This window comes from Aeropyrum camini SY1 = JCM 12091, assembly GCF_000591035.1.
Classification (GTDB): Archaea; Thermoproteota; Thermoprotei_A; order Sulfolobales; family Acidilobaceae; genus Aeropyrum; species Aeropyrum camini.
The window spans coordinates 204,600-227,204 of record NC_022521.1 but is presented as its reverse complement, the minus strand read 5'-3'; the positions used below and the strand labels follow the sequence as shown (position 1 = coordinate 227,204).

Annotated in this window: 27 protein-coding genes; 16 read left to right on the top strand and 11 right to left on the bottom strand. The window is 54.0% G+C overall.

The window, feature by feature from the left end; all coding sequences use genetic code 11:
- The gene (gene speB, locus ACAM_RS01195; RefSeq protein ID WP_022540986.1) at nt 1–846 is read left to right on the top strand and encodes an agmatinase; all 846 of its coding nucleotides are present in this window, start codon (nt 1–3) and stop codon (nt 844–846) included.
- Nucleotides 847–856: 10 nt separating this feature from the next.
- Here the strand turns inward: speB and ACAM_RS01190 are convergent, their stop codons facing one another.
- The 9 genes from ACAM_RS01190 to ACAM_RS01150 all read right to left on the bottom strand — a co-directional run bounded on the left by ACAM_RS01190 (nt 857) and on the right by ACAM_RS01150 (nt 10,364).
- Nucleotides 857–1,684: a M55 family metallopeptidase gene (locus ACAM_RS01190; RefSeq protein WP_022540985.1), complete on the bottom strand. Its 828-nt coding sequence runs from the start codon at nt 1,682–1,684 to the stop codon at nt 857–859.
- Nucleotides 1,685–1,746: 62 nt separating this feature from the next.
- On the bottom strand, nt 1,747–2,241 hold the full coding sequence (gene tsaA / locus ACAM_RS01185) for a tRNA (N6-threonylcarbamoyladenosine(37)-N6)-methyltransferase TrmO (protein WP_062661558.1): 495 nt from the start codon (nt 2,239–2,241) through the stop codon (nt 1,747–1,749).
- Nucleotides 2,242–2,320: 79 nt separating this feature from the next.
- A complete protein-coding gene (locus ACAM_RS01180) occupies nt 2,321–3,190 on the bottom strand; it encodes an HpcH/HpaI aldolase/citrate lyase family protein (protein ID WP_022540983.1) in 870 nt (289 codons plus the stop codon).
- A 7-nt stretch (nt 3,191–3,197) separates the two neighbouring features.
- Complete coding sequence (locus tag ACAM_RS01175) at nt 3,198–4,652, bottom strand: acetyl-CoA hydrolase/transferase C-terminal domain-containing protein (RefSeq protein ID WP_232502314.1); 1,455 nt, start codon at nt 4,650–4,652, stop codon at nt 3,198–3,200.
- Nucleotides 4,636–5,157, bottom strand: coding sequence for a MaoC family dehydratase (locus tag ACAM_RS01170; protein ID WP_198407779.1), 522 nt, complete (start codon nt 5,155–5,157; stop codon nt 4,636–4,638). Before ACAM_RS01170 ends, ACAM_RS01175 begins: the two co-directional genes overlap by 17 nt.
- Nucleotides 5,158–5,173: 16 nt before the next feature.
- Nucleotides 5,174–6,394 carry an acyl-CoA dehydrogenase family protein gene (locus ACAM_RS01165; RefSeq protein WP_022540980.1) on the bottom strand — a complete coding sequence of 407 codons (1,221 nt, stop codon included), beginning with the start codon at nt 6,392–6,394 and terminating at the stop codon, nt 5,174–5,176.
- Between the two features lie 97 nt (nt 6,395–6,491).
- Nucleotides 6,492–7,598: an FAD-dependent oxidoreductase gene (locus ACAM_RS01160; RefSeq protein ID WP_022540979.1), complete on the bottom strand. Its 1,107-nt coding sequence runs from the start codon at nt 7,596–7,598 to the stop codon at nt 6,492–6,494.
- Entirely contained in the window at nt 7,585–9,021 is a 1,437-nt protein-coding gene (locus ACAM_RS01155) for an FAD-binding oxidoreductase (RefSeq protein WP_022540978.1), read from the bottom strand. Before ACAM_RS01155 ends, ACAM_RS01160 begins: the two co-directional genes overlap by 14 nt.
- Entirely contained in the window at nt 8,937–10,364 is a 1,428-nt protein-coding gene (locus ACAM_RS01150; protein ID WP_158318574.1) for an FGGY-family carbohydrate kinase, read from the bottom strand. Before ACAM_RS01150 ends, ACAM_RS01155 begins: the two co-directional genes overlap by 85 nt.
- 255 nt (nt 10,365–10,619) lie before the next feature.
- Here ACAM_RS01150 and ACAM_RS01145 point away from each other — a divergent pair, with 255 nt between their 5' ends.
- From ACAM_RS01145 to ACAM_RS01130, 4 genes are all read left to right on the top strand, one after another.
- Nucleotides 10,620–11,021: a hypothetical protein gene (locus ACAM_RS01145; RefSeq protein WP_022540976.1), complete on the top strand. Its 402-nt coding sequence runs from the start codon at nt 10,620–10,622 to the stop codon at nt 11,019–11,021.
- A gap of 73 nt (nt 11,022–11,094) precedes the next feature.
- On the top strand, nt 11,095–11,496 hold the full coding sequence (locus ACAM_RS01140) for a hypothetical protein (RefSeq protein ID WP_148706321.1): 402 nt from the start codon (nt 11,095–11,097) through the stop codon (nt 11,494–11,496).
- Nucleotides 11,483–11,785, top strand: a complete 303-nt coding sequence (locus ACAM_RS01135; protein WP_022540974.1) for a hypothetical protein — start codon at nt 11,483–11,485, stop codon at nt 11,783–11,785. The genes ACAM_RS01140 and ACAM_RS01135 overlap by 14 nt, the downstream gene beginning before the upstream one ends.
- A 13-nt stretch (nt 11,786–11,798) precedes the next feature.
- A complete protein-coding gene (locus ACAM_RS01130) occupies nt 11,799–12,539 on the top strand; it encodes a hypothetical protein (RefSeq protein WP_022540973.1) in 741 nt (246 codons plus the stop codon).
- A gap of 83 nt (nt 12,540–12,622) precedes the next feature.
- On the opposite strand, the gene ACAM_RS01125 is transcribed toward ACAM_RS01130, so the two are convergent.
- Entirely contained in the window at nt 12,623–13,063 is a 441-nt protein-coding gene (locus tag ACAM_RS01125; protein WP_158318573.1) for a cupredoxin domain-containing protein, read from the bottom strand.
- Between the two features lie 262 nt (nt 13,064–13,325).
- On the opposite strand from ACAM_RS01125, the gene ACAM_RS01120 reads away from it, so the two are divergent.
- The 5 genes from ACAM_RS01120 (at nt 13,326) to ACAM_RS01100 (ending at nt 17,603) form a co-directional block, all read left to right on the top strand.
- Nucleotides 13,326–13,631: an ArsR/SmtB family transcription factor gene (locus tag ACAM_RS01120; protein WP_022540971.1), complete on the top strand. Its 306-nt coding sequence runs from the start codon at nt 13,326–13,328 to the stop codon at nt 13,629–13,631.
- Entirely contained in the window at nt 13,628–13,906 is a 279-nt protein-coding gene (locus ACAM_RS01115; RefSeq protein WP_022540970.1) for a hypothetical protein, read from the top strand. The genes ACAM_RS01120 and ACAM_RS01115 overlap by 4 nt, the downstream gene beginning before the upstream one ends.
- Before the next feature lie 159 nt (nt 13,907–14,065).
- Entirely contained in the window at nt 14,066–14,557 is a 492-nt protein-coding gene (locus ACAM_RS01110; RefSeq protein WP_022540969.1) for a peroxiredoxin, read from the top strand.
- A gap of 467 nt (nt 14,558–15,024) precedes the next feature.
- On the top strand, nt 15,025–16,854 hold the full coding sequence (locus ACAM_RS01105) for a hypothetical protein (protein WP_148706319.1): 1,830 nt from the start codon (nt 15,025–15,027) through the stop codon (nt 16,852–16,854).
- Between the two features lie 185 nt (nt 16,855–17,039).
- Nucleotides 17,040–17,603 carry a winged helix-turn-helix domain-containing protein gene (locus ACAM_RS01100; protein WP_022540967.1) on the top strand — a complete coding sequence of 188 codons (564 nt, stop codon included), beginning with the start codon at nt 17,040–17,042 and terminating at the stop codon, nt 17,601–17,603.
- A 98-nt stretch (nt 17,604–17,701) separates the two neighbouring features.
- On the opposite strand, the gene ACAM_RS01095 is transcribed toward ACAM_RS01100, so the two are convergent.
- On the bottom strand, nt 17,702–18,646 hold the full coding sequence (locus tag ACAM_RS01095) for a hypothetical protein (RefSeq protein ID WP_148706318.1): 945 nt from the start codon (nt 18,644–18,646) through the stop codon (nt 17,702–17,704).
- A gap of 772 nt (nt 18,647–19,418) precedes the next feature.
- Here ACAM_RS01095 and ACAM_RS01090 point away from each other — a divergent pair.
- The 6 genes from ACAM_RS01090 (at nt 19,419) to ACAM_RS01065 (ending at nt 22,515) form a co-directional block, all read left to right on the top strand.
- Nucleotides 19,419–19,616 carry an antitoxin family protein gene (locus ACAM_RS01090; protein ID WP_022540963.1) on the top strand — a complete coding sequence of 66 codons (198 nt, stop codon included), beginning with the start codon at nt 19,419–19,421 and terminating at the stop codon, nt 19,614–19,616.
- Complete coding sequence (locus ACAM_RS01085) at nt 19,613–20,065, top strand: PIN domain-containing protein (RefSeq protein ID WP_022540962.1); 453 nt, start codon at nt 19,613–19,615, stop codon at nt 20,063–20,065. The genes ACAM_RS01090 and ACAM_RS01085 overlap by 4 nt, the downstream gene beginning before the upstream one ends.
- Before the next feature lie 627 nt (nt 20,066–20,692).
- Nucleotides 20,693–20,905 carry a DUF5678 domain-containing protein gene (locus ACAM_RS01080; RefSeq protein ID WP_022540961.1) on the top strand — a complete coding sequence of 71 codons (213 nt, stop codon included), beginning with the start codon at nt 20,693–20,695 and terminating at the stop codon, nt 20,903–20,905.
- A gap of 44 nt (nt 20,906–20,949) precedes the next feature.
- Nucleotides 20,950–21,372 (top strand): aspartyl protease family protein, encoded by a 423-nt coding sequence (locus ACAM_RS01075; RefSeq protein WP_022540960.1) that lies wholly within the window; start codon nt 20,950–20,952, stop codon nt 21,370–21,372.
- Between the two features lie 464 nt (nt 21,373–21,836).
- Nucleotides 21,837–22,043 carry an antitoxin family protein gene (locus ACAM_RS01070; protein WP_022540959.1) on the top strand — a complete coding sequence of 69 codons (207 nt, stop codon included), beginning with the start codon at nt 21,837–21,839 and terminating at the stop codon, nt 22,041–22,043.
- Nucleotides 22,021–22,515: a PIN domain-containing protein gene (locus ACAM_RS01065; protein ID WP_062661539.1), complete on the top strand. Its 495-nt coding sequence runs from the start codon at nt 22,021–22,023 to the stop codon at nt 22,513–22,515. Before ACAM_RS01070 ends, ACAM_RS01065 begins: the two co-directional genes overlap by 23 nt.
- The last annotated feature ends 90 nt before the right edge of the window (nt 22,516–22,605 follow it).

Below are 22,605 nucleotides of genomic sequence, written 5' to 3'. Positions count from 1 at the left end.
GTGGACAGCCTGCTCTTCGGCATACCAAGCTCAGGAAAGCCGAATCTAGCCTTGCTGGGCGTAGCCTGGGATGGGTCCTCTAGCTACAGGAGGGGAGCTGCTGAGGCGCCACCCGCGATACGGGAGGCCACCTCCTCCAGACTCTATAACAGCTACTCTGAGGACCTCGTCAACCTGGCTAGCAGGTGGCGGTATATAGACCTGGGCGACGTATCTGCACCCAGCTTCGAGGGGGTTGCCAGAGCTGTAGAGGAGGCTGTTGCATCCCATTGGGGAGGAAAGCTCTTCCTCTTCCTAGGAGGCGACCACTCGATAACCATCGCGGCGCTAAGGGGAGTCAGGAGGGTTTACAGAGGCAGGCTGGGGCTGGTCTATCTCGACGCCCATCCAGACCTCTACAGCGAGTACGAGGGCGACAGGTATAGCCACGCCTGCACCCTTAGGAGGATTGTGGAGGAGGGCCTTGTCAAACCCTCCGACATAGTCCTCGCCGGCGTTAGGGCTCCTACACCCGGCCAGCACGAGTTCGCAGAGGAAAGCGGCATCACGGTTATAGGTGTTGATGATTTCCAGGACCTCGCCAGCCACCTCAATAGAGGTATACCCTACTACGTGTCCTACGATCTAGACGTGCTCGACCCCGCCTATGCGCCCGGCGTCGGCAACCCCGAGCCCGGCGGCCTTTCCGTCAGGGAGGTAGTGAGGATTATAAAGAGCCTCCCAGAGGATATAATAGCGTTCGACGTGGTCGAAGCTTCACCGCCCCACGACCCCGCGGGGGTGACTCTATTCACAGCCGCGAAAATAATAAGGGAGACCCTCGCGAGGGCGAGGCCCCCAGGCTAGGGCAGGGGCTCTAGCGCTCCAGCGAGTATGACGCCATTACAACACCCTCTAGTAGCTTGTAGTTCTCTAGGAAGCTACCGCAGGAGAGCCTCACAGTGACGCCGTCAATCCTCTCAACACAGGGGAATAGCTCGGCGACATCCGCGTGCCACGGCCTCTTAAGCTCGACCTCTATCCACGGCTCCCTGGGCCTCACAGGCCTGGCACTCTCCAGAGATTCTCCGGCTACCGCCTCCCTAACAGCCCTCCTGAGGCTCTCCTCAAACATACGCCAGGGGGGAGTCACGTCCGCTAGGGAGGAGGCTGGCCTCTTGAGCGCGACGAACCTAGCCCAAGGCGTGTGCCGCCTCACTTCCTCCTCCAGCACCGAGTCCCCAGCCACAGCAACAACTGGCACTCCCATCTCGCCGAGTGCGTAGGTGTTTAGCAGGTATTCAGTTGCAGCCTCGCTCCCCTGGACCTTGACCCTCTGCAATATTCTCCCCGCGTACGTGTGGCCCAGGACGCCTCCTGACTGGGGGCTTCCGTGATAGCCTATGAAGAGGGCCGCCCTACAGCCCCTCGCCCCGTTGATCATTGCGAGGGGCCGTGGAAACCCCCTTACGAGCTCCGCCCTACCGTCTATCTCGAAGGGGTCAAGGTTGACCATGGCGCCGTGGCTGTCTGCAACAACAACGCCCTCGGCCCCCGAGGCGAAGAGCTCCTCCACGACGATGTTGGTAACCCTGGTCATAATCCTCCTAAGCTCCCCGTAGAGAGGGTCGCCGGGCATCATCATAACCCTACTGGGGCTGTAGGGCATGCCTTCCGCATCAACGGACACGAAGAACCTGGCCAAGCCTAGTCACCACCACAAAGTGTAGGGGCTAGGGAGGGAAAAGACGTTCTACGGCCTTGGGGCTACAGCTCCCTAACCCGCGGGTCTCTCCTGGCCGCCTCCTCCATCAGCCGCTTATACCAGAGGGGGAGGCTTAGGTCCTCAACCCGCCTGGAGGGTGTGTAGGGCTTTATGTCGAGGACCGGGGTTCCGTCGTAGAGGTCAAGGCCTGAAACCCTAAGCCTGCCCCCCTCTATGCCGTGGAGCCTGGCGATTGTGAGTGCAAGGGGGTTGGGCCTTGATGGCGAGTCGGTGGCGAAAACGCCGACCTCCGGGAGGTCCTCGAGCCTGAAGCCAAGCCGGAGGAGCCCCCGAGGCTTCACCTTGAGAGATCGGCCTCTAGCCTTGTGGAGGTACGCTATAACGACTATGTGGGAGAAGCCCTCTAGACCATCCAGCCCGGGAGTGTACTCGGGGAGGACCTCGATAAAACCCTGGACCCCCTCTAGGCTGCTCTTGACGCTATCGTCGGGCAGCCCGTGCCTCACGAATCCTATAGGCCTCAAGACCACCTCCATTCTCTCCACCCCTGCCAGAATTAAAAGTGGAGGGTTGAACACTGCTTCAGAGCCGCCACGGCTAGACGCCATCCCCTTCTCAAGCCTGTCCCTCCCCCCGGTTCTCCCGCCGCATCGACTCCTCGACCTTGCCTATCCTAGAAGCCCTTCGCAGCACGTTCAGAGCTAGCCTATAGTGAACCGCGTCCACAAGCTCCCCCTCGAGGGCAACAGCCCCCAAGCCCCTCCTCACCGCGTCCTCGTAGGCCTCAACCACCAACCTAGCCCTCTCAACCTCCTCCTTCGTGGGTGTGAAAGCCTCGTTGGCGATGGGGACGTGGCTAGGGTGTATAACGGTCTTCCCGCTGTACCCCAGGGCCTTTGCCTCGAGACACTCCCTCCCCAGACCCTCGAGATCCCCCACCTTAAAGTAGACCTTGTCAAGGGGCTCCAGACCGTATGCCCTCGCGGCCGCTGCTATGGTGAGCCGTAGTATGGGCGTGTAGATCCCCGAGTCCAGGGGGTCCACACTAGCTCCCAGGCTCGCTGCCAGGTCTGCGGGGCCCCAGTTTAGGGCCACGAGGCCCTCGCTAGAGGCCACCTCCTCAACCCTAAGCAGGCCGCGGGCCGTCTCCACTATAGCAACTAAACTCTTGCCAGTAGCCCCGTACACCTGGTCTAGCCTGGCCTCGGCTTTAGGCACGAGGAGGCACGAGACAGTCTCCCAGCGTGTGACAGCCGCTAAATCCCTGAGCCCCTCTCTGCTGGCCGGATTATTGATCCTCACGCAGACGTCGCTCCCCCACTCGAGCTCTCCTAGGAGCGTCTCCACGAGCCTCCTAGCCTCCTCCTTCCTGCCCTGTGGCACGGAGTCTTCGAGATCTATGATAACCGCGTCGGCCTCAATCGTAGTCGACTTACGGAGCTTCCTCTCGTCTACTCCCGGGACGTATAGCATGCTCCTCCACATAACCCCCTCAACCCCCCTTCCCGTATTCTCTCATGAACTCTAGGACTGCCTCTAGGCTGTAGGGCTGGTGGCCCCCTTCCCTGCCAGCCTTCTCCAGGTACCTCCGAAGCCCATCGGCGTAGCTAGGGTGGGCGCAGCAGTCTATTATCGACTCTGCCCTCTCCCTGGGCGACAGGCCCCGTAGGTCCGCCCACCCCTGCTCTGTAACTATGACGTCAACGTCGTGCTCCGTCGAGTCGACGTGGGCTGTGAGGGGGACTATTCTGGGTATGCCCTTGCTGGTTATGGAGGGTAGGGCTAGTATGGTTAGATAACTGCTCCATGCGTGGTCCACGGAGCCCCCGACCCCGGCGTAGAGTCTTGAGTCTATGTGTGAGACGTTGGCGTGGCCGTAGATGTCAACCTCTATAGCCTGCTGTACGACCATGTGGTAGAACCTGGTGAGGACCTCGGGGCTGTTAGTCACCTCATAGGGCCTCAGAACGAGCCTTCCAGACAGCTCCCCGTAATCGCTGAAAAACCAGCTCCAGAGCCCCTCGTCCCCCGAGACGGAGTAGACTACCGAGGCGGAGACGGCTTCAACATTCTCCCCAAGCCTGGCGACCCACTGGATAGGCGCTACCTCGCCCCATATCCTCACCCGGAAGCCTAGGTCGCCTGAGTAGTCCGCCAGCACCGTGGCTACCAGCCCCGCTCCAGGCTGTAGAGTTGAGAGCCTGCCCCGGATCCGAGGGTCTCTCTGGGCCTCCCCCCTTAGGAACTCCGCTATGTTCTCCGCGACCCTCGCGTCCATAGAGTCTGGGGGCCGGTAATGCCTGCTGCCCACCTCGCCCTCCCTCGAGAGTACTATGGCCGCTAGCTTTGACCAAGGTATTTTGAGTAGCCTGCTGCCGAGCCTGCCTGCCACGCTCTCCAGAGGCGGCACACCTCTCCCCGGTTCCGGGTAGAAAATGTCGTGCAGCCCGTGTAGTACAGGCTTGGCAGTGTGAACCTCGACCACCACCTTCTCCGCCGCCTCCACCATGGCTGGGGCGGCATCTACACTGTTCGACAACACTAAGCCATCATCAAAAACAGCCGTGGCCTCCACAACCGCTACGTCAACCACGCCTATGACACCTAGCCTCAGCAGCCTCGAGTATTTATAGAGGCTCATGTCACAAGCTTCAAACCCGCCCTCGTTTACAAGCCTCTTAGTCGCCGGGCTGGAAGCCCCGTACGGTATCCTCCTCCTGATACCCGCTGCAGCGAGACTCTCCTCATGCTCCGGGCCTGTCGTGCCCGCAGAGTACACTGCTAGGTCTAGAGGCCCCTCCCTCTCGGCCCTATCCTTCAGGGCCTTCACAAATGCCTTGGAGTATGCTGTTCCCCCCATGCCGGCGAAAGCCACCGCCCCGCCCCTGGGTACGAGGCGGGCGGCGTCCTCGGGGTCCACTATCTTGTTTCTAAGGCTTGCCGCCACCCTCTCCAACGGGCCACCACCTCGGGGCTCTCCCCCTCCTGTAGACCAGGTTAGCCCTCTTCACCTCGGCTACAAGCTCGCCACTCTGGCTATACGCCCTATGCACCCAGACTACAATGCCTGTGTCAGGCCGGGACCTAGACTCCCTCTTGTACGCTACCTCCGTCTCCACGCAGAGCGTGTCGCCCGGGTAGACAGGCTTGTGTATCCTCATGTACTCCGCCCCGAGGAACGCCATGCTGTTAATGCTGGTGTACCTAACCGCTAGGGAGGCTGTTAGGGCGAGGACGAGAACCGGGTGTATAGGGGTATCCCTGTGTCCAGCCCTCCCTGCGTACTCCTTGTCTACGTATAGAGGTGTCGAATCGCCTGTAACCGCCGTCCAGAGCGTGTTGTCGGACTCTCTAAGTGTTTTGCATGGCCAGCTCCAGAACCTGTCTCCGACTCTGAAGTCCTCGAAGTACGGCCCCTCCTCGCCCCAGGCCGCCCAGCTAGGTCCAGCCACGGCTGCCACCCGGAGCCTACTCGCCGTAGGACCTGGGCATCCCCAGCACTTTGGTTGCAACAAAGTTAAGGATCATGTGTGGAGACACCTGGCCAACCCCGGCGAACAGTTCCGCCCCCCTCCAGTGCCTCTCAACATCCATCTCCACGCTATACCCATAGCCCCCCATGGTCCACATAGCCATCCTAGCGGCCTGGTAGCAGGCCTCGCACGCTATATACTTGGCCGCGTTGGCGTAGTAGCCTGCCACACGCCTCTCTGCACCCGACTCCAGCGCGTGGAGCGCCTTCTCCTTAAGCGCGTCTCCAGCCTCAAGCCTCAGCCACGCGTCCGCAAGGGGGTACTGGATACCCTGGTATTTTGCTATGGGATCCGGGGGGAACACTATCCTCTCCCGGGCATACTCCACCGCCTTCTCGATGACCCACCTGCCTGAGCCGACGCACTGGGCCGCTATGAAGGCTCTCTCAGCGTTTGCCTCCTCCATCAGTATGTAGAACCCCTTCATAGGGTCTCCGAGAACGTTCTCCGCCGGTACTGGGAGGTCCTCGATGTATACTATGCTGGTGTCTACAAACCTCCTGAGGTTGTTGGGCACATCCTCGAATCTGAGGTGCCTCCCCTTGGCCTCCCTAAGGTCGACGAGGAAGAGGGCTATACCCAGCGTCTTCCTCGGCGCCTCCTCGTATGGCACCACCCGGGCGGCCACTATGCCGAGGTCCGAGTGTCTAAGCCTCGAAATGAATATCTTCTGCCCCCGGAGTATATAGTAGTCCCCCTCCCTCCTGGCGAAGGTTGATATCCTGGGCGTGTTGAAGCCTGAGTGCGGCTCGGTCACTGCGAAAACCTGGAACCTGAGTCTACCCCGGGCTATCTCCGAGAGATACCTAGCCTTAACACTCTCGCCCCCATACTTAGCCAGTATATGGGCGTTGAAGTAGGCAGCGTGTACCGAGCTGGAGGCAGCGGTCCCCCCAGCTGTGGCGGCCAGCTCCTCCAGTATAGCAGCAACCTCGAAAAGCCCGTAGCCAGCTCCTCCATACTCCTCAGGAACGTTGGCAGCCATGAAGCCACCCTTCTCGAGGGCCTCGACAAACTCCAGGGGGTACTCCCTCCTCTCATCCCTCTCCATCCAGTATTTAGAGCCGAACTTTTCGGCAAGCCTCCTGACGGAAACCTGGATAAGCCTTATAGACTCCGCCCTATCGGGCGGGAGGAGGTTGAAGCCGTTCTCCAAAACCCGCACCGAGGTATATGTGGGGTTAAACCAGTATTTGAGCGGTCTCTAGAAGCCGAACCTGGGCGGGGGCGGTTGGAAGCATCCTTTTGAGGGTTCACCGCCTCCCCCCCAGCAGCTCGTCAACCACGCGGGCTACCCTCACGGCCAGGGCGGGGGCTGCGGTCAGCCCGGGGGATTCGATGCCCACCAGGTGCACAGCCCTCCCCCTCCCCCTCACCACCAAAAAGTCTCTACCGGGGGCTACAGGCCTCAGACCCACAACCACTCTATCCGGCTCCTCCACAGCCTCGGCGAGGAGGGGTTGGAACCTTAGCCGGAGCCACTCCAGGTCCTCGCGGGTGTAGGACTCGTCGCCGATTACAGTGGGGCCAGCGTTGTTTGGGCCTAATAGGAGGCTGCCGTCAGCCTGAGGTATCGCGCCCCCACCCTTAGTCTCGCCCCTCCTCAGCTCCAGCGGGGCCACTATACTCCTCAGCCTGGGCCTCCGGTGGAGGCTCATCACGCCCCTCACCGGCGTCTGCTCTGGAACCCTATCGCCGAGAAGCCTGGCGACAAGGTGGCTCTTAAGGCCGGCCGCGTTTACGACGGCCCTAGAAGCTAATGTAGACTCGCCCGCCTCTAGCACCATCCACCCGCTCCTCTCCTCCGCCGAGGTGAGTGGCGAGGAGACAAGTATCTCCCCCAGCCTCCGCACCCTCTTCTCAAGGCTCGAGGAGAGGCCACTGTAATCTACGACTCCATATCCATGGACTACTACACCCCCCAGGACATCGTCGGAGAGCCCGGGCTCGAGGTCCCTAAGCATGGGGCCTTTCACATGTGCAACCCTAATCTCGGGGCCCGACGGCTCGTGCAACGGCTTGGGTATAAGCCTGGGGAGCAGCCTGGCAACAGCGGCTGCAGCAGGCGCCTTATACCTCTCCCTATAGGCGAGTATCAGGGGAGCCTCGACCACCCTGTAGCCTAGCTCGGGTGAGAGACGGTAGTGAAGCCTGTTCCCCTCGACGCATAGCCTAGATTTTAGGCTGGAGAAGGGGGTTTGGAGGACGTGTATGACGTTGGCGCTCCTGGCGCTGACACCCCCCATGACCCTCTCCATCTCCTCAACAACCACAACGCTATAGCCACTCCAGGCTAGGTTTAGGGCGGTGAACAGGCCCACAACCCCGCCTCCCACCACCGCCACGTCAAACCTGTCCAAGCCTCCCGCACCTCGACGGCAGGCCGTGGGGGTTGAGGACCTCGCTGCTGTCAAGAGTCTCCTTGACCCGGCAGAACAGCCTGTAGTTGTCGCCGAGAAGGCCTAGATAGGGCTTCCTAACCAGTCCCCAGCCGTGCTGGTGGCTGAGGGAGCCGCCCAGGCGCTCCACAGTCCTTGCCGCCGCGGCCCAGACCCTCCAGTAGGTGTCTAGCCTCCTCTCCATAACCACTGTGTGGTAGAGGGCGGCGCCTCCAGTGTAGAAGTGGCCTGCGTGGCTTGTCACGGCCACGACGCCGGGAACGCGGGAGAGCCCCTCTATGAGGCTCCTATTAAGCTCCTCGGCCCTGCTCCAGGGTGCCGCGGTGTCTATAGTGTCGACCCACAGCCCGGCGCTCCAGAGCTGTCTGAAGTGCTCGTCGTACATGTACCTCGCCCTAGCCCACCTCTCGTAGACACCCTCGACCCTCGAACCGCCGCTTTCCGACGCGACCTTCTCAACATAGCCCTCCATAGCCTCCAGCAGCCCCTTGTCGGGAGCCTCAAACTCTACCATGAGAACCGCGCCGTCGACGCCGTAGAGCAGGCCAGCCTCACTGGGGTCTAGGAGCCTCAGGAGCCTGACGCCACCCCATAGTGTGAGCCTTCTAGCAGCCTTGAGACCCTCGCGGAAGCCTGGGAGCCTGTAGGCTACGGCGGCTGTGAACTCTGGCAGCGGCCTGACCTTGAGCCCCGCGGATACTATGACTCCCAGGGAGCCCTCAGACCCTATGAGAAGGTGTTTAACACCCGGCCCCTCCCAGCCCCGGGGGCTATTGCGGGAGCCTAGCGTGACGGTCCCCAGACCCGGTATTACCGCGTCCAGCCATAGAACAATGTCTTCTATGTTACCCAGCCCCGGGGCCAGGGCGCCGGAGCCGAGCATGGCTATTGAGCCTCCTATTGTAGCCAGCCTCTCCGACTGGGGGTGGTAGCCTAGGGTGTACCCCCTGGTGTTGAGCCACTCCTCCACCTGGGAGACACGGGCCCCAGCCTCCACATGGATCGCCAGGTCCTCGCCGCTGAACCAGATTACCCTGTCCAGCCCCGTCAGGTCTAGTACTAGGCAGCAGCCGATGGGGGGTGAGGCGCCCACGACGTTTGAACCGCCACCCCGGGGAACCAGGCAGCCGCCGGATGCTGCGGCTGCCTCCACAATCCTTTCGACAGCCATCCTACTCCTCGGCCTGGCTACGACGGCCCGGGGCCTGTAGCCCCTCTCGAGGAGGAGCAGCCACAGGGGCCACATGTCCAGCGGCCTGGGCCACCTGCTGAACTCGGGTACAACCTCCTCGGGAGTGGCTATCTCTCCCAGCTCGACCTCCGGATCTCTTCCAACCTCTTCCAGAAGTCTTTCGAGGCCAGGGCATCCACCAAGCCGAGCCAAGCGTCAACACCACTCAGCCTAAGCCCCTCCAGGGGCTCCACCTCAACTAGGCTGACGGGAGGGTTTAGAAGGTCCTGCCTAGATACCACGCCGGATGCATAGCCAGCCACTAGGGCGGCGCCGCGGGCCGAGTCGTTATAGTCGACGCTCCTATACACCCTGACTCCTACGGCGGAGGCTATGGAGGAAGCTAGGAGTCCGAGCCTGGAGAGGCCTCCCCCAATCCTGAGCTCCCGAAACCCCCCCACTCTCCCGGCTAGCTCCCTGTATATTGTGAGGAGGGTAAGCAGCGTGCCGAGTATAAGACCCTTCGCAAGGGAGGCGGCGGTAAAGCCGGGCGAAACCCCGAGGACAGCGCCACGTAGGAGGGGCCTATATGGGGTCCTCAACCCGGCGAGCACGGGCACTACCGGCGCGGGGTCCCCCGGCTCTAGAGCCTTCTCCTCCAGCACCCCGAACCCGCCTAGTACTCTGGCGAAGGCGTCGAAAACCATTCCAACCCCGGCGGCGAAACCCTCGAGACCGTAGCACACCCTCCCGGGGAGGGCGAGGTTAACCACGGGTATGAGATCCCCGGTGAAGAGCGGCAGACCACCCTCAAGGGGGGCGTCTATGAAGAGCCCGGTGCCGAGAGTGGCCTTGGCGCACCCCGCCCTCAGGCACCCCAGCCCTATTGAAGCCGCCTGCTGGTCGGCAACCATAGGCCCCACAGCCACACCGTCAACACGGGATAGAGGGGTATCGTGGAAGTGGAGCCTCGGCAGCTCCAGCCCCCCCAAGCCTAGGAGCCGGATGACGGAGGCTAGGGGTTTGAGGCTGTAGGGGCTTATCAGGCCTGTTAGGGCGGCCTGGCCTGGGTCGCTTGTAAACTCCCCGGTTAACAAGTCTGAAAGGAAACCGTCAACACTCCAAACCCTGGCGCCGGGGTGGCTAAGCCATAGCCGCCTAATCACGAGCGCCGGGGACCCAGGCTGTAAGGCCTTCCCCAACACAGGTGTCTTCGAGGCCAGCCTGGCAAGGGGAGGGAGTCTCGAGTACTCCTCCAGCCCCCGGGAATCCATCCAGGTAACCACACCGCCCAGCGGCTCACCACGCCTCCAGGCAACCACAGAACCCCTGTATACAGACAAGCCTACCACGCTGCACCCCGACCTACCCGCCTTCTCCAGCATCTCCCTAACTCTACCAATGAGAACCGTAGCATCCTGCTCAACCCTCCCCCCTCCAAGGATGAGGGGGAGCTCTCTGGAATACCTGGCCACCAGCCCCAGGTCCTCGCCGTACACACTCAGCCTAACCCCAGACGTGCCTACATCGACGCTACACAGTAAACGACTGACCAATGCAAACGCACCTGGCGACCAATTAACACTCTGTATTAGAAACCACCATAATTGCGCCATCCATGTGGTGAAACATTTATCGGAAGCACCCGGCCCCAGGGAAACAGCCTATCCGGTCTTACCCTGGCCTCGACGTCTCTCGCCCAGAAGAGGGGGTTAGCATGTTTGAGGGCTGAAATGGTTCACTTGATATGTCTAAAGTAGATATAGAGAGAACCAACTATAGACTACGTTTGGAACGCTGGGGTGGATCGGATGGATGAGGAGAAGAGGATGGAGGCGAGGGAGGCTGTTAAAGATACTTTCCCAGACCCCGGGGAGGGGGAGGTTGAGGTCGAGGTTTCCCACGGGCAGGAGGACTCTCGCAGCGATGTTGAGGAGCTTAGGGAGGTGTTAGCTGCAGTCTCGGAGTTTATAAAGAATCTGGAGGAGCCGCTGGGGAACATTTTGAAGACTGCCCTCTCGGTCATGGATGGGGCTAAGCTCGGTGAGGAGGTGGCATCGTTCTATAAGAAGCTGAGGGATAGTGGCATGCCCGAGGAGATGGTGGAGGAGTTTACTCGGGAGTACTTTAGGATGAGGATGGAGTCTCTAAACATAGCTAAGATACTCAGGGAGCTGGCTAAAGGGGAGCTGCAGGAAGCCGGAGAGGGCTAGGTTATCCAGCCTTCAGGGAAACTAGGGGCTTACAAGGCTGGAGGGCAGCGGCGGTGTGAGCTTTGAAGAAAGGTTGGAGCGGATTGAGAGGCTCCTCGCCGAGGTCCTGGAGCGCCTGCGGAGGATTGAGGAGATGGCTGGTGCTGGAGGGCGTGAGGCGAGGATAGCGGCCGAGATTGCAACGGCCTTCACACTACCCATACACGAGGCGATCTCCACGGCGAGGAGGGTGGCTCAGGCTGTGTCCCGTGTAGACCAGCGTATGGCTGACGATGGTATAGCTAGGGCTATAGTTGAGGTCCTAGCAGTCAACGGGCCTACAACGCTGAGGGGTTTGGAGAGGGAGGTTAGGAGGCTTAGGGGGACAGCCTCGAGGAGAGTTATAAGAGAGCGTTTGCGGGTTCTCGAAAGACTGGGCATTGTAAGGGTTGAGAGGCGGGGCAGGAGGATGGTGATAAGTCTTGCAACGGACTAGGAGGCTGGTGTCGGCTGTGCTACTCACCATAAGAGCTTTAGGGCTGATTGTCAGGCTAGGCGTTGTCTACATCAGGCTCAGGATAAGGCTTGGCTTGTGGAGGACCGTGTCTAAAATACAGTTCAAGAGGAAAACCAGAATGCTTCCAAAGAGTCTTGCTAGAGAGCTCTCAGAGGAGTATGAGAGATTTGTAAACAGCATGAGACTACCCGGCTTAGCTGGCTTAACCAGGGTTCGCCCCCCAGTGTTGGCCAGGCCTGAGAGAAGGAGGAGTAAGCATGGGAGGTGAGGGTGGTCTGGATATGGTGGGCGGCGGAGAGCGTGTTGATAAGATGGGTAGGGCCTCTACAACGCCTCTTAGGGGCTTAAGAAGTGTCGTAAGGAGCATGCTAAGGGGTATTATCGGGAGAGGGGTAGCCCCATGGAGCGGCCGCAGAATCGGTTTTGGCTTGGAGAAGACCCTCGACAGGGATATACTCCTAATTGTTGAGGCGGACTCATCGGAGGTCCGGATAACCGGGATCCAGGGGAGGAGCCTATCAATCAGGGGCTTTAGAAGCCCCGGGGGAAACGTGGAGCTAGGGTTCGGTGAGAAGAGGGGCAGGCTTATCGCAAGGCTGCGGGTAGACTCCGCCTCGGTAACTGTTGAGGCACCCCTGGAGGCCCTCGCCGTTATAGCCGACTCCAGTGGTGTCGTCATTGAAGCCGTGGATACCCCGTTAGACTATGTTAGCGTGAAGGCTGACTCCAGCGGTGTGAAGGGTAGATCGAAGATAAAACCGGGTGGCGGAGTATATGTTGAGGCTGACTCCAGCGGTGTGAAGCTGGCTATCACACCGACCATCAGGGGGGAGTACTGGATAGATGTGGATTCGAGGTCAAGCGGGGTGACAATTGAGTTCGAGGGGGACAAGACCTACTACATTGAGGAGCAGGTAGCGAGGCTTTCCAGGCTTGAAGTTAAAAAAGATGCTGGAGCACCTGGCGGCAGCAGGGTGAGAGTGAACGTTAAAGCGGTGTCGAGCTCCGTCAAGATTGTGTGATCCCAAAAATCCACGGTTAAACTCTTGGGCGTCTGAGACTATTAGAAAGTTGCGCTTTCGCATAGAGCCGATTGATTGGGCGGTCAGCCACTGACAGTTATTAACGCCTCCATACCGAGATCTCTATGCCCGTCGATCGGGCAGTATACTTCATACTCGCCAGGCTGGGGGAACACGACCTCAAGCTTGGCAGACTCGCCGGGCGCTAGATTCTCCGTCTCAACCTCGAATCCTATATCATCGTTTTCAATCTCGAATGCATGTGTGTAGCTCCCCTTGTTAACAACCTCGAATACTACTTTCTCCCCGGCTTCAAACGTAGTTTTTTCAATCTTGATACCCCACTCGTACAACTCCACCTTAACGACAGTACCCCCGCCAGCCCCCGTGGCCTCCTCTCCAGGGCTCGTAGTTTCCTGCCCCCCATAGCCGCCTCCACCAAGGTATAAGTAAGCTATAGCCACTATGGCAATGACCGCTACTAACAGGCCCACCAAAGCGTACCTCGTACTAACAGATGCCACGCCCACGGCACCCACGTTTAACACCTATTAAACCAAGCCTTGGTATAGCAATTTCCCAACTTTGTATACAAATTGTATACAAATTCCTACGCCAAAAACATCTGGTAAACTAAACTAGCCACTGGCGGAAAAGCTGGCAAAATCACTACTGGATTAGCGATTCTAGACGGGGCTCAAGGGCCTATTAATTAATGTCTAGGCCTTATTCTTTAACATGGGTTGTCAGGCCTCTAGCAGAGACGCCCAGGGGGCGGGTGCCTCTGTGTCTAGTAGTGTGGACGGCGTTGGCCTCCTTGTGAGATGGCTTATAGAGGGTAGTAGAGGCGGGGTTACTAGAGCCAAGATTCTGCGGTTGCTAAGGGAGCGCCCGAGGAATGCTCACCAGTTATCACAGGAGTTGGGCCTGAATTATAGGACGGTTTTACACCACCTGGAGGTCCTTGCTAGGCACGGGCTTATAGCTAGGCTCTACGAGGGATATGGAGCTCCGTATGCACTCACAAGCCTGGCTGAGAGACATTGGAGCGTTATTGAAGATTCCATAAGGAAGGTGGGTGTCAGGCTATGAACCCTCTGTGGGCTATAGCACTGGTAGCGGCTATTGCACAGCTCGTCCTAGCCATCCTTCTGGCAGCCAATTATGGGAGGATAAGCCACACGCCAGTGGGAAAGGCGATGATAGTCCTCGCCGCCCTCTTCCTAGTACAGGGGGTTATAGCCACAGCAACCTACTACAGGCTAGCTAGCGAGGGCTATGGGGTAGAGCTTGCCGCGCCTTTAGCCGCAATCACGGTGGCCAGCCTTGCTGGCGTCTCTATACTCTACGTCATATCAAGAACATGACACTGTATAAATGCTGGCTGGACTGTAACCCCATCATGCATATATCGCCGCAGCATCTAAAGGGTCTAGGCAAAACTGGCGTAGGACTCAAGCGGTATACACTATATACCGATGCATAATAAATTAAACCCTGCCTCTCAACTACTAGTAGAGCATCTAATGCTCAACGTTGGCGACCCCGCACCCGATATTGAGATACAGCTCATCGACGGATCTGCCCTTAGACTTTCCCAGCTGAGAGGAAAAATTGTTGTCCTCTACTTCTACCCGAAGGCTTTTACACCGGGCTGCACGCGGGAGGCTATAGGGTTTAACGGGATTTATCAGGAGTTCAAGAAGCTGGGAGCTGAAGTCATAGGAGTGTCTACAGACCCTCCAGATAGGAACAGGAGGTTCGCGGAGAAGTACGGTGTCAGGTTCAGGCTGGCAAGCGATGTTGAAGGCGAAGCGTGTAAATCTTTTGGAGTGCTCAAAGTCCTAGGACCAATTAGGTTCGCGGATAGGGTAACTTTTGTGATAGACAAAGAGGGGAGGATAGCCAAAATAATTAGAGGGTTAATGAACGCTGAGAAGCACGCAGTAGAGGCTCTCGAAGAAGTGAAGAAACTAGCCCAGGATAGCAGTGGCTCCGAAACAGCATCCTACCGATAGCATGGCTAATTATGCCTACTCACCTTAAGGTATCCATGCTTAAGACATTGAGAATTATTGTGTAACAAGTCTTGCGATTAGAGCTTTAGGAAGATAAAGTAGGGATAATATAGATGATAATGAATTTTAATGCTTTTATCTACATTAGAGAAATCTGAATTTTGGGGATGGTTTTGTATAATTCCGCTAGACATGTGTTTTCCACTTCAAACACACTAATACTCACGCTCCTAATAATCCTGTTATTAAACACCGGTATCTTTTATGTCGCAACCAGCTATACCTCTGAACCGGACGTAACACTGCTAATTAGCTATGACGGTAAAAAACCTTACATAACGGTCTATGAGGGCCAAACGGTTAAATGTAAAGCGGAGTTCAACAGCTGGGCATATAGCACATTGACGGAAGAATTTGCCTTCGTAAACCTGTATTCATTTATAAATCCTGATACAGGTGAACCCTGTGTGCTGAACGCGATAAGAGGAGTAGTTTGGGAAAAGGGAACAGTGCTCTTCAAGCTTGACGATACGACTTCTCAAACATACAGGCTCGCACTAGGCCTTGAAAGGTTCAGCATAAACCGCGATGATAATAGCGTTCTAGTCAGTTTTAGAGACGTCAAACCTGTATATATGCTTAGTAGCTTTGACGCTTTAAGTTGGAAAGAGCCTATAATACTCTACTCCCCCGACGTGTTTAAAAGGGAAAGTTTTGAAGGTATAGATATAATCTACGATACTCGTGTAGATCCCGATGTATTAGAGGTAGTTTCAGAGGGGTTGAGCCTGGTTAATACATTGAGGGATGCATATGGAGAAACAATATTTGATCCAACGATATTCGTGTTAACATCCAACGATGTTCCAGACCCCTATGGACATTATAACGGTGCCCACAACTTCGGAAGCGTATCCTATATGAAAGAGGGAAATAGATATCTATATGAGGATGCTGTAATCACTATACACGAGCTAGCTCACTCCTGGTTTTCAGCTCCATACACTTCTCCTAATCCCTATACTCTGTTGGAGGGTGGGGCTGAGTTCACCTCGTGGGACTTTGGTATGAAGTATTTCCCGGAGGAAACGAGATCTTATGTAGAAAGGGATTGGATATGTAACATGGCAAAAGGTGAAGACCCATATATGTTTGGTGCCACTGCATTATTAGTAATAAACTACTACATAATGCAGCTATCTTCTTTAAAAAACGAGAACTTGACTGTAGTAGACGCGGTTAGATATGTAATAGAAAATATAAACGGGTTGCCCGAAGGCTATACTAGATCTCCATGGAGCGAGGTAGAGAAGCAATTTTACACTACATTTTTGGAGTTCGTATTTGATAAGCTTCCCGTTTTTCTAAATGACGAACTTAACATTCCCGAGGAGACACTGGAAGAAGCCTCACGCGAACTGTATAGAATACTCAAGATAGAAATGCCGGCCCACATAGTATGTCAGTGGCCGCTGTACGACGATTATATTCGAGGAGAGGTTGATAAACTGGTGGATGCGATAGCAGATCCGTCTCCTAACGTCTACGTCTATGTAAACTACTTGGATGACGGATCCTTGAATATTGATGTATACAATTTGAATCCTCTGAGCCTCAATCTATTGATAGGCTTATTCTATAGTTCCTCCGGCTTACAGACTTTTGATATCAAAGTGCCCCCAAAGACACGCCTTGTTATAAATGTGCAAGAACCTGTTGACTCTATAGTGGTCTGGTATAAGTCGTTTCTTGACGGAACATACTACGAACTGGAAAACGTGTATCTACCTTCTGATGCAGTAACCGTGACAGCCACGACCACTATTACAGAAACCGAAACAACCACTAATACTGTTACCAGTACTGTTACGGAGACTATCACAAATACTAATACTGTTACGGATACCGAGACGGTCACAGAGACAGTGACAGCCACTGTCACCAACAATGTTACAGAGACAAAGACTGAGACTAAGTCTATAACTATAACGCAGACTGTAACAGAAACTGATGTTCTGAAGACTACTGAGACTATAACTACTACTAACTACGAAACCCAGACTTTCACAGAAACCATTACCCATGTAGAGACCGAGGTCAGGACGCATAGAGATACACTTACACTAATAGAAACAGAATATCTGCCTACAACCCATACAGAACTGGAGGTGGAGACAGTTACTACAACAAGCATAAAAATCGTTACAGAAACAAGCCCAATCAGCAGAGTCAGCTGGTTTGGCTTAGCACTATTAATAGTGCTGCTGGCAATATTCGTCTACAGGTATTTGTCTTAAAGTTTTCAAACTAATTACCCGGACTAGTGGACTGTGGGATATGCGATCCGGTTCTTTTTATAAATCTTTGTAATCAATAGTAAATACGGGGGGGTTTGACGCGCTGTCATCTAGTTTATTGTTGTGCCTGAGTATGATGGTGTGAAAGCGTCCTAGGAAGCATTATTATCTGGGGGGTGGTGTGTTTGGATGAGAAGGGTTTAAGGCTAGGCGGCGGGGTGAGGAGGCTAATCCCGGTTAGGCTTGAGGAGGCTAAAGCGCTTAGTGATGAGCTTAGGATTATGATATTGGAGATGCTTCACGAGCGGCCTATGAGTGTTGAGGAGATTGCTAGAAGCCTTAGGGAGAGGGGTATTGTTAAGACCGCCAACACTATAAGATACCACCTCTCTATACTTAAGGATAGCGGCCTCGTAGAGCTAACGAAGGTTGGACGAACGTACAAGTACGTTGCTAACACCAGGTACTACGCCTACACTGGAGACCCGGAGGCCGATAGGCTAATCGAAGAGATGGCTGAGGAGGTGAAGGAAGATGTCAGGAGGCTGGTTGAAAAACTCATGGCTACAAGGGGGGAGGATCTGGTTAAAATAGCCGAGAGGCTCAAGCCCTGCGAGTTCTGCATAACAAAGCATTTCGTAGAGCAAGTTATATTCGAAATCATCAAAAAATCCCTTGGGAGCGTGCTAGCGGAAACCAGTATTGTTAAACACGCTGATCCAGATCTAGAAAATAACCAAAACCACTAGTTTAATAAAACAAGCTGGTTAGGGCTCGGAAGGGACAGTGGAATAGTACATTGTGACACCCCGCTCTATTGGCGGTAAGATCCTGGTGCCTTAGCGTGTTACTTTCTTACTACTACAGCTAAAAGAAACACTATCAGCACAGCTATTACAACTAGTAGAAGGCTGCTCCTGGCCTCTAAAAGCTCCATGGCCAAGCCTCCATTGCTTGATGTTATACTAGCTTCTGGTGCCGTTTCACCAGTTGTTACCTCTGGCGGCTGGCTGTTAGTTTCCCCTCCTGTTTTCGTCGTTCCCTGGGGTAGGCCTATTGTAATACCCGTTTCCGTGCTAGTGGGTAGTGCTACATCTGTGGGGTTCTCTACAAGTTCTTCGATTTTTAAGCTTAACATGACTAGCGAGTGGCTCTCCAAGCTTACTGGGTTCGTCTCTACATCACCTGTTTTGTCATCCAAGTCCAAACCTCCCGTTAGTTCTTCACCCGTTTTTATCGGCTGTGTTAGGCTAGAATGGGTTATGCTGGTAACCGCTATACCACCCTCCTCAATAGCCTCGGCGCTAGCTGAAGATTCTTGGAGCCAGGGTTGTCCAGAGCCTGGTAGCCACTTACCGGCTACCACCATGCTATCCTCCCCGCCAGCTATGTCCTGGAGCATCACTCCCACTCCGGATCCTACTGTGTATGCTGCAGCAAGGGTTCCACTGTGTAGCTCATGGACAGTTATGAAGCCTGTGGAAGAGACGGGGTCATAATACATCCCCTGGAATAAAGAGCCTACTGTTAGCAACGCCTCCCCAGATGGCTTGACTCCCGTGACCACTGCCTGACTGGTTTCAAGACCGGTTGGTATGGTTAGTGAGGACCAGAGGGGCTGCATAGTGGACGAGTCTAGAGCCAACGTTATCAGCCCTTTATTGCCGCTGTCGCCAGTTCTGTTGTAGAGTGTCGAGACAGCGTCTATCCCCGTGGTATAGGGTTCTCTGGCTTCGGAGAGCCTGAGGGTTATCGAGTCTACTATATCCAGTGTGTCAGCCGATAGCTTCATTACCAGCAGTTCCCGGGTGTTGTAGCCGACGATGATCTCGGAAATAACTAGTAATGCTGGCGTCCTGGGTGTGGCTGCCTTCACTAGTGGTGGCGAATTGAAGTGTGATAACAGCTTGACTATGGAGAAGTTGAAGACGGGCTATAGCCCAGGTTTCTCCTTCTCTGGGGCTGCTCTCACCCATGATGGCGATAAGGCTTTTGTGGTGTCCGTTGTTGAGAACGTAGATCCTAATGACGGCAATTATTTTTCTCAACCCTGTCATTATAGCCGAGTTCGATGGGAAATGCAGCCTCATAGGATACAGAAGCTTTAGTATAGCGTCGTCCTCCTATGGCAGGGTCGCTGTAGTTGATGACGCTGTTTATAGCGAAGGTTACATTTATGTCTCGGGAATCTACACGGATAAAAACTTTGAACAAAAGAAGTGATTAGGTTGTAGGTTGAAGATCACCCACGTCTTTAACTTAAAATTTACATTAGGTTCTTCGAGAAATTGTCGTGCTAAATACTACAGAGAAAATCTGATTACTATGAACAAATATTGATGTGAGTCAGAAAGCAACAGAGAACCTATATAGAGATACTTATCTAGAAGGCCCGCCGCGAGTTTGAACCCGGGAGAAATACCCATGTTGCACGGGTGCATGAAGACATACAACATGCACTCACAATAGATATTCTTATGTGATTTTTAACTGCGATAGTAATGCAATTATCTAGAGGTAAAGGCTTAGGGGTCTAAACCCTTTTATTAGTTGGGGGCTGTGCCATGTCAAAGGTTATCCGTGTAAAGTATGAGAAGGGAGTGCTAAAGCCTCTCGAGCCTTTGGATCTTGAGGAGGGCGAGGAAGTAGTAGTAACAGTTAAACGCGACATTAAGAAAGTCCTTAAGAAGTATCGAGGAGCCCTCGGGAAATCCTCAATCAAGGAACTATTAGAGCTTGAGGAAGAGGCCCACACACAATGAAAACCGCCTACATCGACACGAGCATAATCCTCAGCATACTCCTCGAAACCGAGAAAAGCGACCTGGCAGAACAAACCATAGAGAGATATAGCGACTGGAAATTCGTTATTTCAGGCGTAGCAGTAAACGAAGCAATATACGTTGCAACCTACGAATACTACAAACAGAAAGGGGAAATCAAGGGGAAATACAGTTTAAGAAAACTAATCAAACAACAGGGATATCCGAACAAAGTGATAACCCTCATAGATTCAATACTAAAGGATCTAGATGTCGAGATAATAGGCGATTATTTCAACAATCAAGATTATATCAAAACTCTTCTAGATTATAAGCTTTTGCCCAATGACGCTCAAATAACTCTAACCTGCAAGCATTACGGTATAGACACTATTCTAACTTTTGACGAGGACTTCAGGAGAGTGCCGTGGCTAAAGGTTATACCCTAAGCTTCTAGACCTATGTATAGAATCGTTCCTGATAATCTGCTGGCTAAAGGATCGGCGCCTTTCTGAGGTCTCTGTTATCGATATATTCTCTATCGTGATTTGTGATTGTTTTGTGGGTGCTGCGGCTGGCCCGCGGGGATTCGCGGACCCGGGACCTCCGGCTCCGAGGCCGGTACTTATAAAGAAATGTCCCAGGACTTGATGGTAGTTCGAGACATTCCATAACTCATTTATACCTTGTAGGGTGATGCGTGGGACACTTCTAAAATGTTCTAAAGTTATGCAAGTATTAGCAGAATTGTTAATCTAAATTTACTAAGGGCATGAGGGAAGGGTACTAGAAACTCTTGAGCTGGTGGGACCGGGAAACTCAACATATTTGGACGTGGGCGTGAGGCTTAAGGGATGTTTAGATTGACACATTGGGGCTAGTTGGTAAAGCTTGCCTGATGAACTTAAGGAATACGGGGTGATATGCATAGTAAATATGTGTATTACATAGGCATCAGTATGTACATGCACTAGGTATAGGAGCCTAGATAAGAAGAAGAATTATTGAGGATAAGCATGCTGGGATATCGGATATTTTAGTTACTTTGACCTCCTTGTATCTGGGGTGTTAGTGTTTTGAGCGCTGCTCTAAAGAGGGCTGTCCAGCCTATTAGGCCCGGCGAGCTAGACAAGGTTCAGCCAGGCTACTGGGCAGCTATAGTTGATGGGCGGGTTGTTGCCTGGGCTAGGAGTCTAAAAGAGCTACGCGAAATAATGGCACAGAAAGGCTTCAAGAGAGACGAGTACGGAGTGATTAAGGTTCCAAGCCACGACTTACTCGTCGTCTAAGCATCCCACAACATCTACTGGCCGTGCCCCTGGAGGTTCTAGTTATGAGAAAGGGTAAGGCTAATCCGAAAGAGAAAGTCTTTCCATATACCATGTATCGGGAGAGGTACTACCCTATTATACCAGTAGTAATCGAGGGCAGGGAGAGGACTGTTATCTACGCCTTGGTAGATAGTGGTGCCACCGTAAGCCTCTTCCACACGGGTGTAGCCGAAGACGCTGGGATAGACTTAGACGATGCCGAGCAAGTGTACCTAGCAGGAGTAGGGGGTTACGTTAGAGCCTACATTAAAAAGCGGGTAAGGATAATGGTAGAAGGACTGGGAAGCATTACTATCCCGGTAGCCTTCACAGAATACATAGCCTCAGATATAGCCCTACTAGGCCGTCAAGGCTTCTTCGAGGCATACGAGATAACATTTAGGGAATGGGAGAGAAAGCTGGTAATAAGACCCAGAAACACCTAGCAGCCACATGATACCACCATGTCTACCTAAAGCTAGATGCCCCGCAGGATCCCCCCCTTCCATCAGTTTCTACCCACTATAATACAAGACGGGAAACCCACAAAAACTCCGCATTTTATAGGCGTAATCCTCACCATGTTTGTACAATAACCTGAGAAGTTTCTTAATTTTTCCCAATAGTTAGATCAAACAATGCAGAATAATTAATTCTAGGAAATACTGAGCATCCAAGAATAGAGTTGAAAATTATGAAGTTTGTGGCGGGCCCGCCGGGATTTGAACCCGGGACCTCCGGCTCCGGAGACTCGGGACTTATAAACACATGTTGCATGAGTGCATGACAGGATGCAACATATACTCTCGAATGATAAGACGCGTTGCTTCTCCTGGTTGATAATTTTGCAACATGCTGGGGTAAAGGCTTAGAGGCTTTGACCTTACTTATTAGATTAGGGGCGGCTACCTTGTCTAAGGCTATCAGAGTAAAATATGAGAAGGGTGTACTGAAGCCTCTCGAACCCGTTGATCTTAGGGAGGGAGAGGAGTTAGTCGTTGTTGTAAGGGATAAGAGCTTCTATAAACTAGTATTATCCGAGAGTTTTGAGGCCGAGCGGAGTGTAGACGAGGTTTTAGAGGAGGTTCGCAAGCGTGGCAAGAAGCTATACGGATAGTGTTGTACTCGACACAAGCGTAGTAGCCAAGAGCATCCTAGTCCCACCAAGATATCTGCGAAGGGACATATACGAGAGGGAGATTAGAACGCGTGATGAGATACGCGTGATACTACGCTTACTAGAAGAGAGAAACTATAAGGTGTTCTTCCCGAAGGCTGGCACAATAGAGGTCGCGTCAGTATTGAAGCGGAGCGGGTTGTCGAGAGAACAAGTGCTGGAAGTCCTAGAAAGCCTAAACAAAACCTTCATAATTATTGATGAGAATATAATATATGATAAAGCTCTTGAAGTAGCACTAACAACCGCTCCATCCGGCTTCGACACCTACTTCCTAACTTGCACTCCTCACAGACTCCCTACTCATAACCGACGACAAAGGCATGGCAGACCAAGCCAAAAGACTAAAAATAAACTCGATCTTTGTAAGAGAGGCAACCATAGAGGAAATTCAATCAAAATTACACAGTAAGCTTCTAGAGCAATAATAGAATCACTCCTGATAATCTATCCTGAGATAGACTCGGCGCCTCTCTGAGGCCTCGGTTATCGATATATTCTC

Bases quoted from the DNA above. Each gene is read 5' to 3' on its own strand.
- ACAM_RS01145 (WP_022540976.1), top strand. From the start codon at position 10,620: ATGGATGAGGAGAAGAGGATGGAGGCGAGGGAGGCTGTTAAAGATACT.
- ACAM_RS01090 (WP_022540963.1), top strand. From the start codon at position 19,419: ATGTCAAAGGTTATCCGTGTAAAGTATGAGAAGGGAGTGCTAAAGCCT.
- ACAM_RS01095 (WP_148706318.1), bottom strand. From the start codon at position 18,646: ATGAAGCTATCGGCTGACACACTGGATATAGTAGACTCGATAACCCTC.
- ACAM_RS01130 (WP_022540973.1), top strand. From the start codon at position 11,799: ATGGTGGGCGGCGGAGAGCGTGTTGATAAGATGGGTAGGGCCTCTACA.
- ACAM_RS01075 (WP_022540960.1), top strand. From the start codon at position 20,950: ATGAGAAAGGGTAAGGCTAATCCGAAAGAGAAAGTCTTTCCATATACC.
- ACAM_RS01180 (WP_022540983.1), bottom strand. From the start codon at position 3,190: ATGTGGAGGAGCATGCTATACGTCCCGGGAGTAGACGAGAGGAAGCTC.
- ACAM_RS01085 (WP_022540962.1), top strand. From the start codon at position 19,613: ATGAAAACCGCCTACATCGACACGAGCATAATCCTCAGCATACTCCTC.
- ACAM_RS01110 (WP_022540969.1), top strand. From the start codon at position 14,066: ATGCTCAACGTTGGCGACCCCGCACCCGATATTGAGATACAGCTCATC.
- ACAM_RS01115 (WP_022540970.1), top strand. From the start codon at position 13,628: ATGAACCCTCTGTGGGCTATAGCACTGGTAGCGGCTATTGCACAGCTC.
- tsaA (WP_062661558.1), bottom strand. From the start codon at position 2,241: ATGGAGGTGGTCTTGAGGCCTATAGGATTCGTGAGGCACGGGCTGCCC.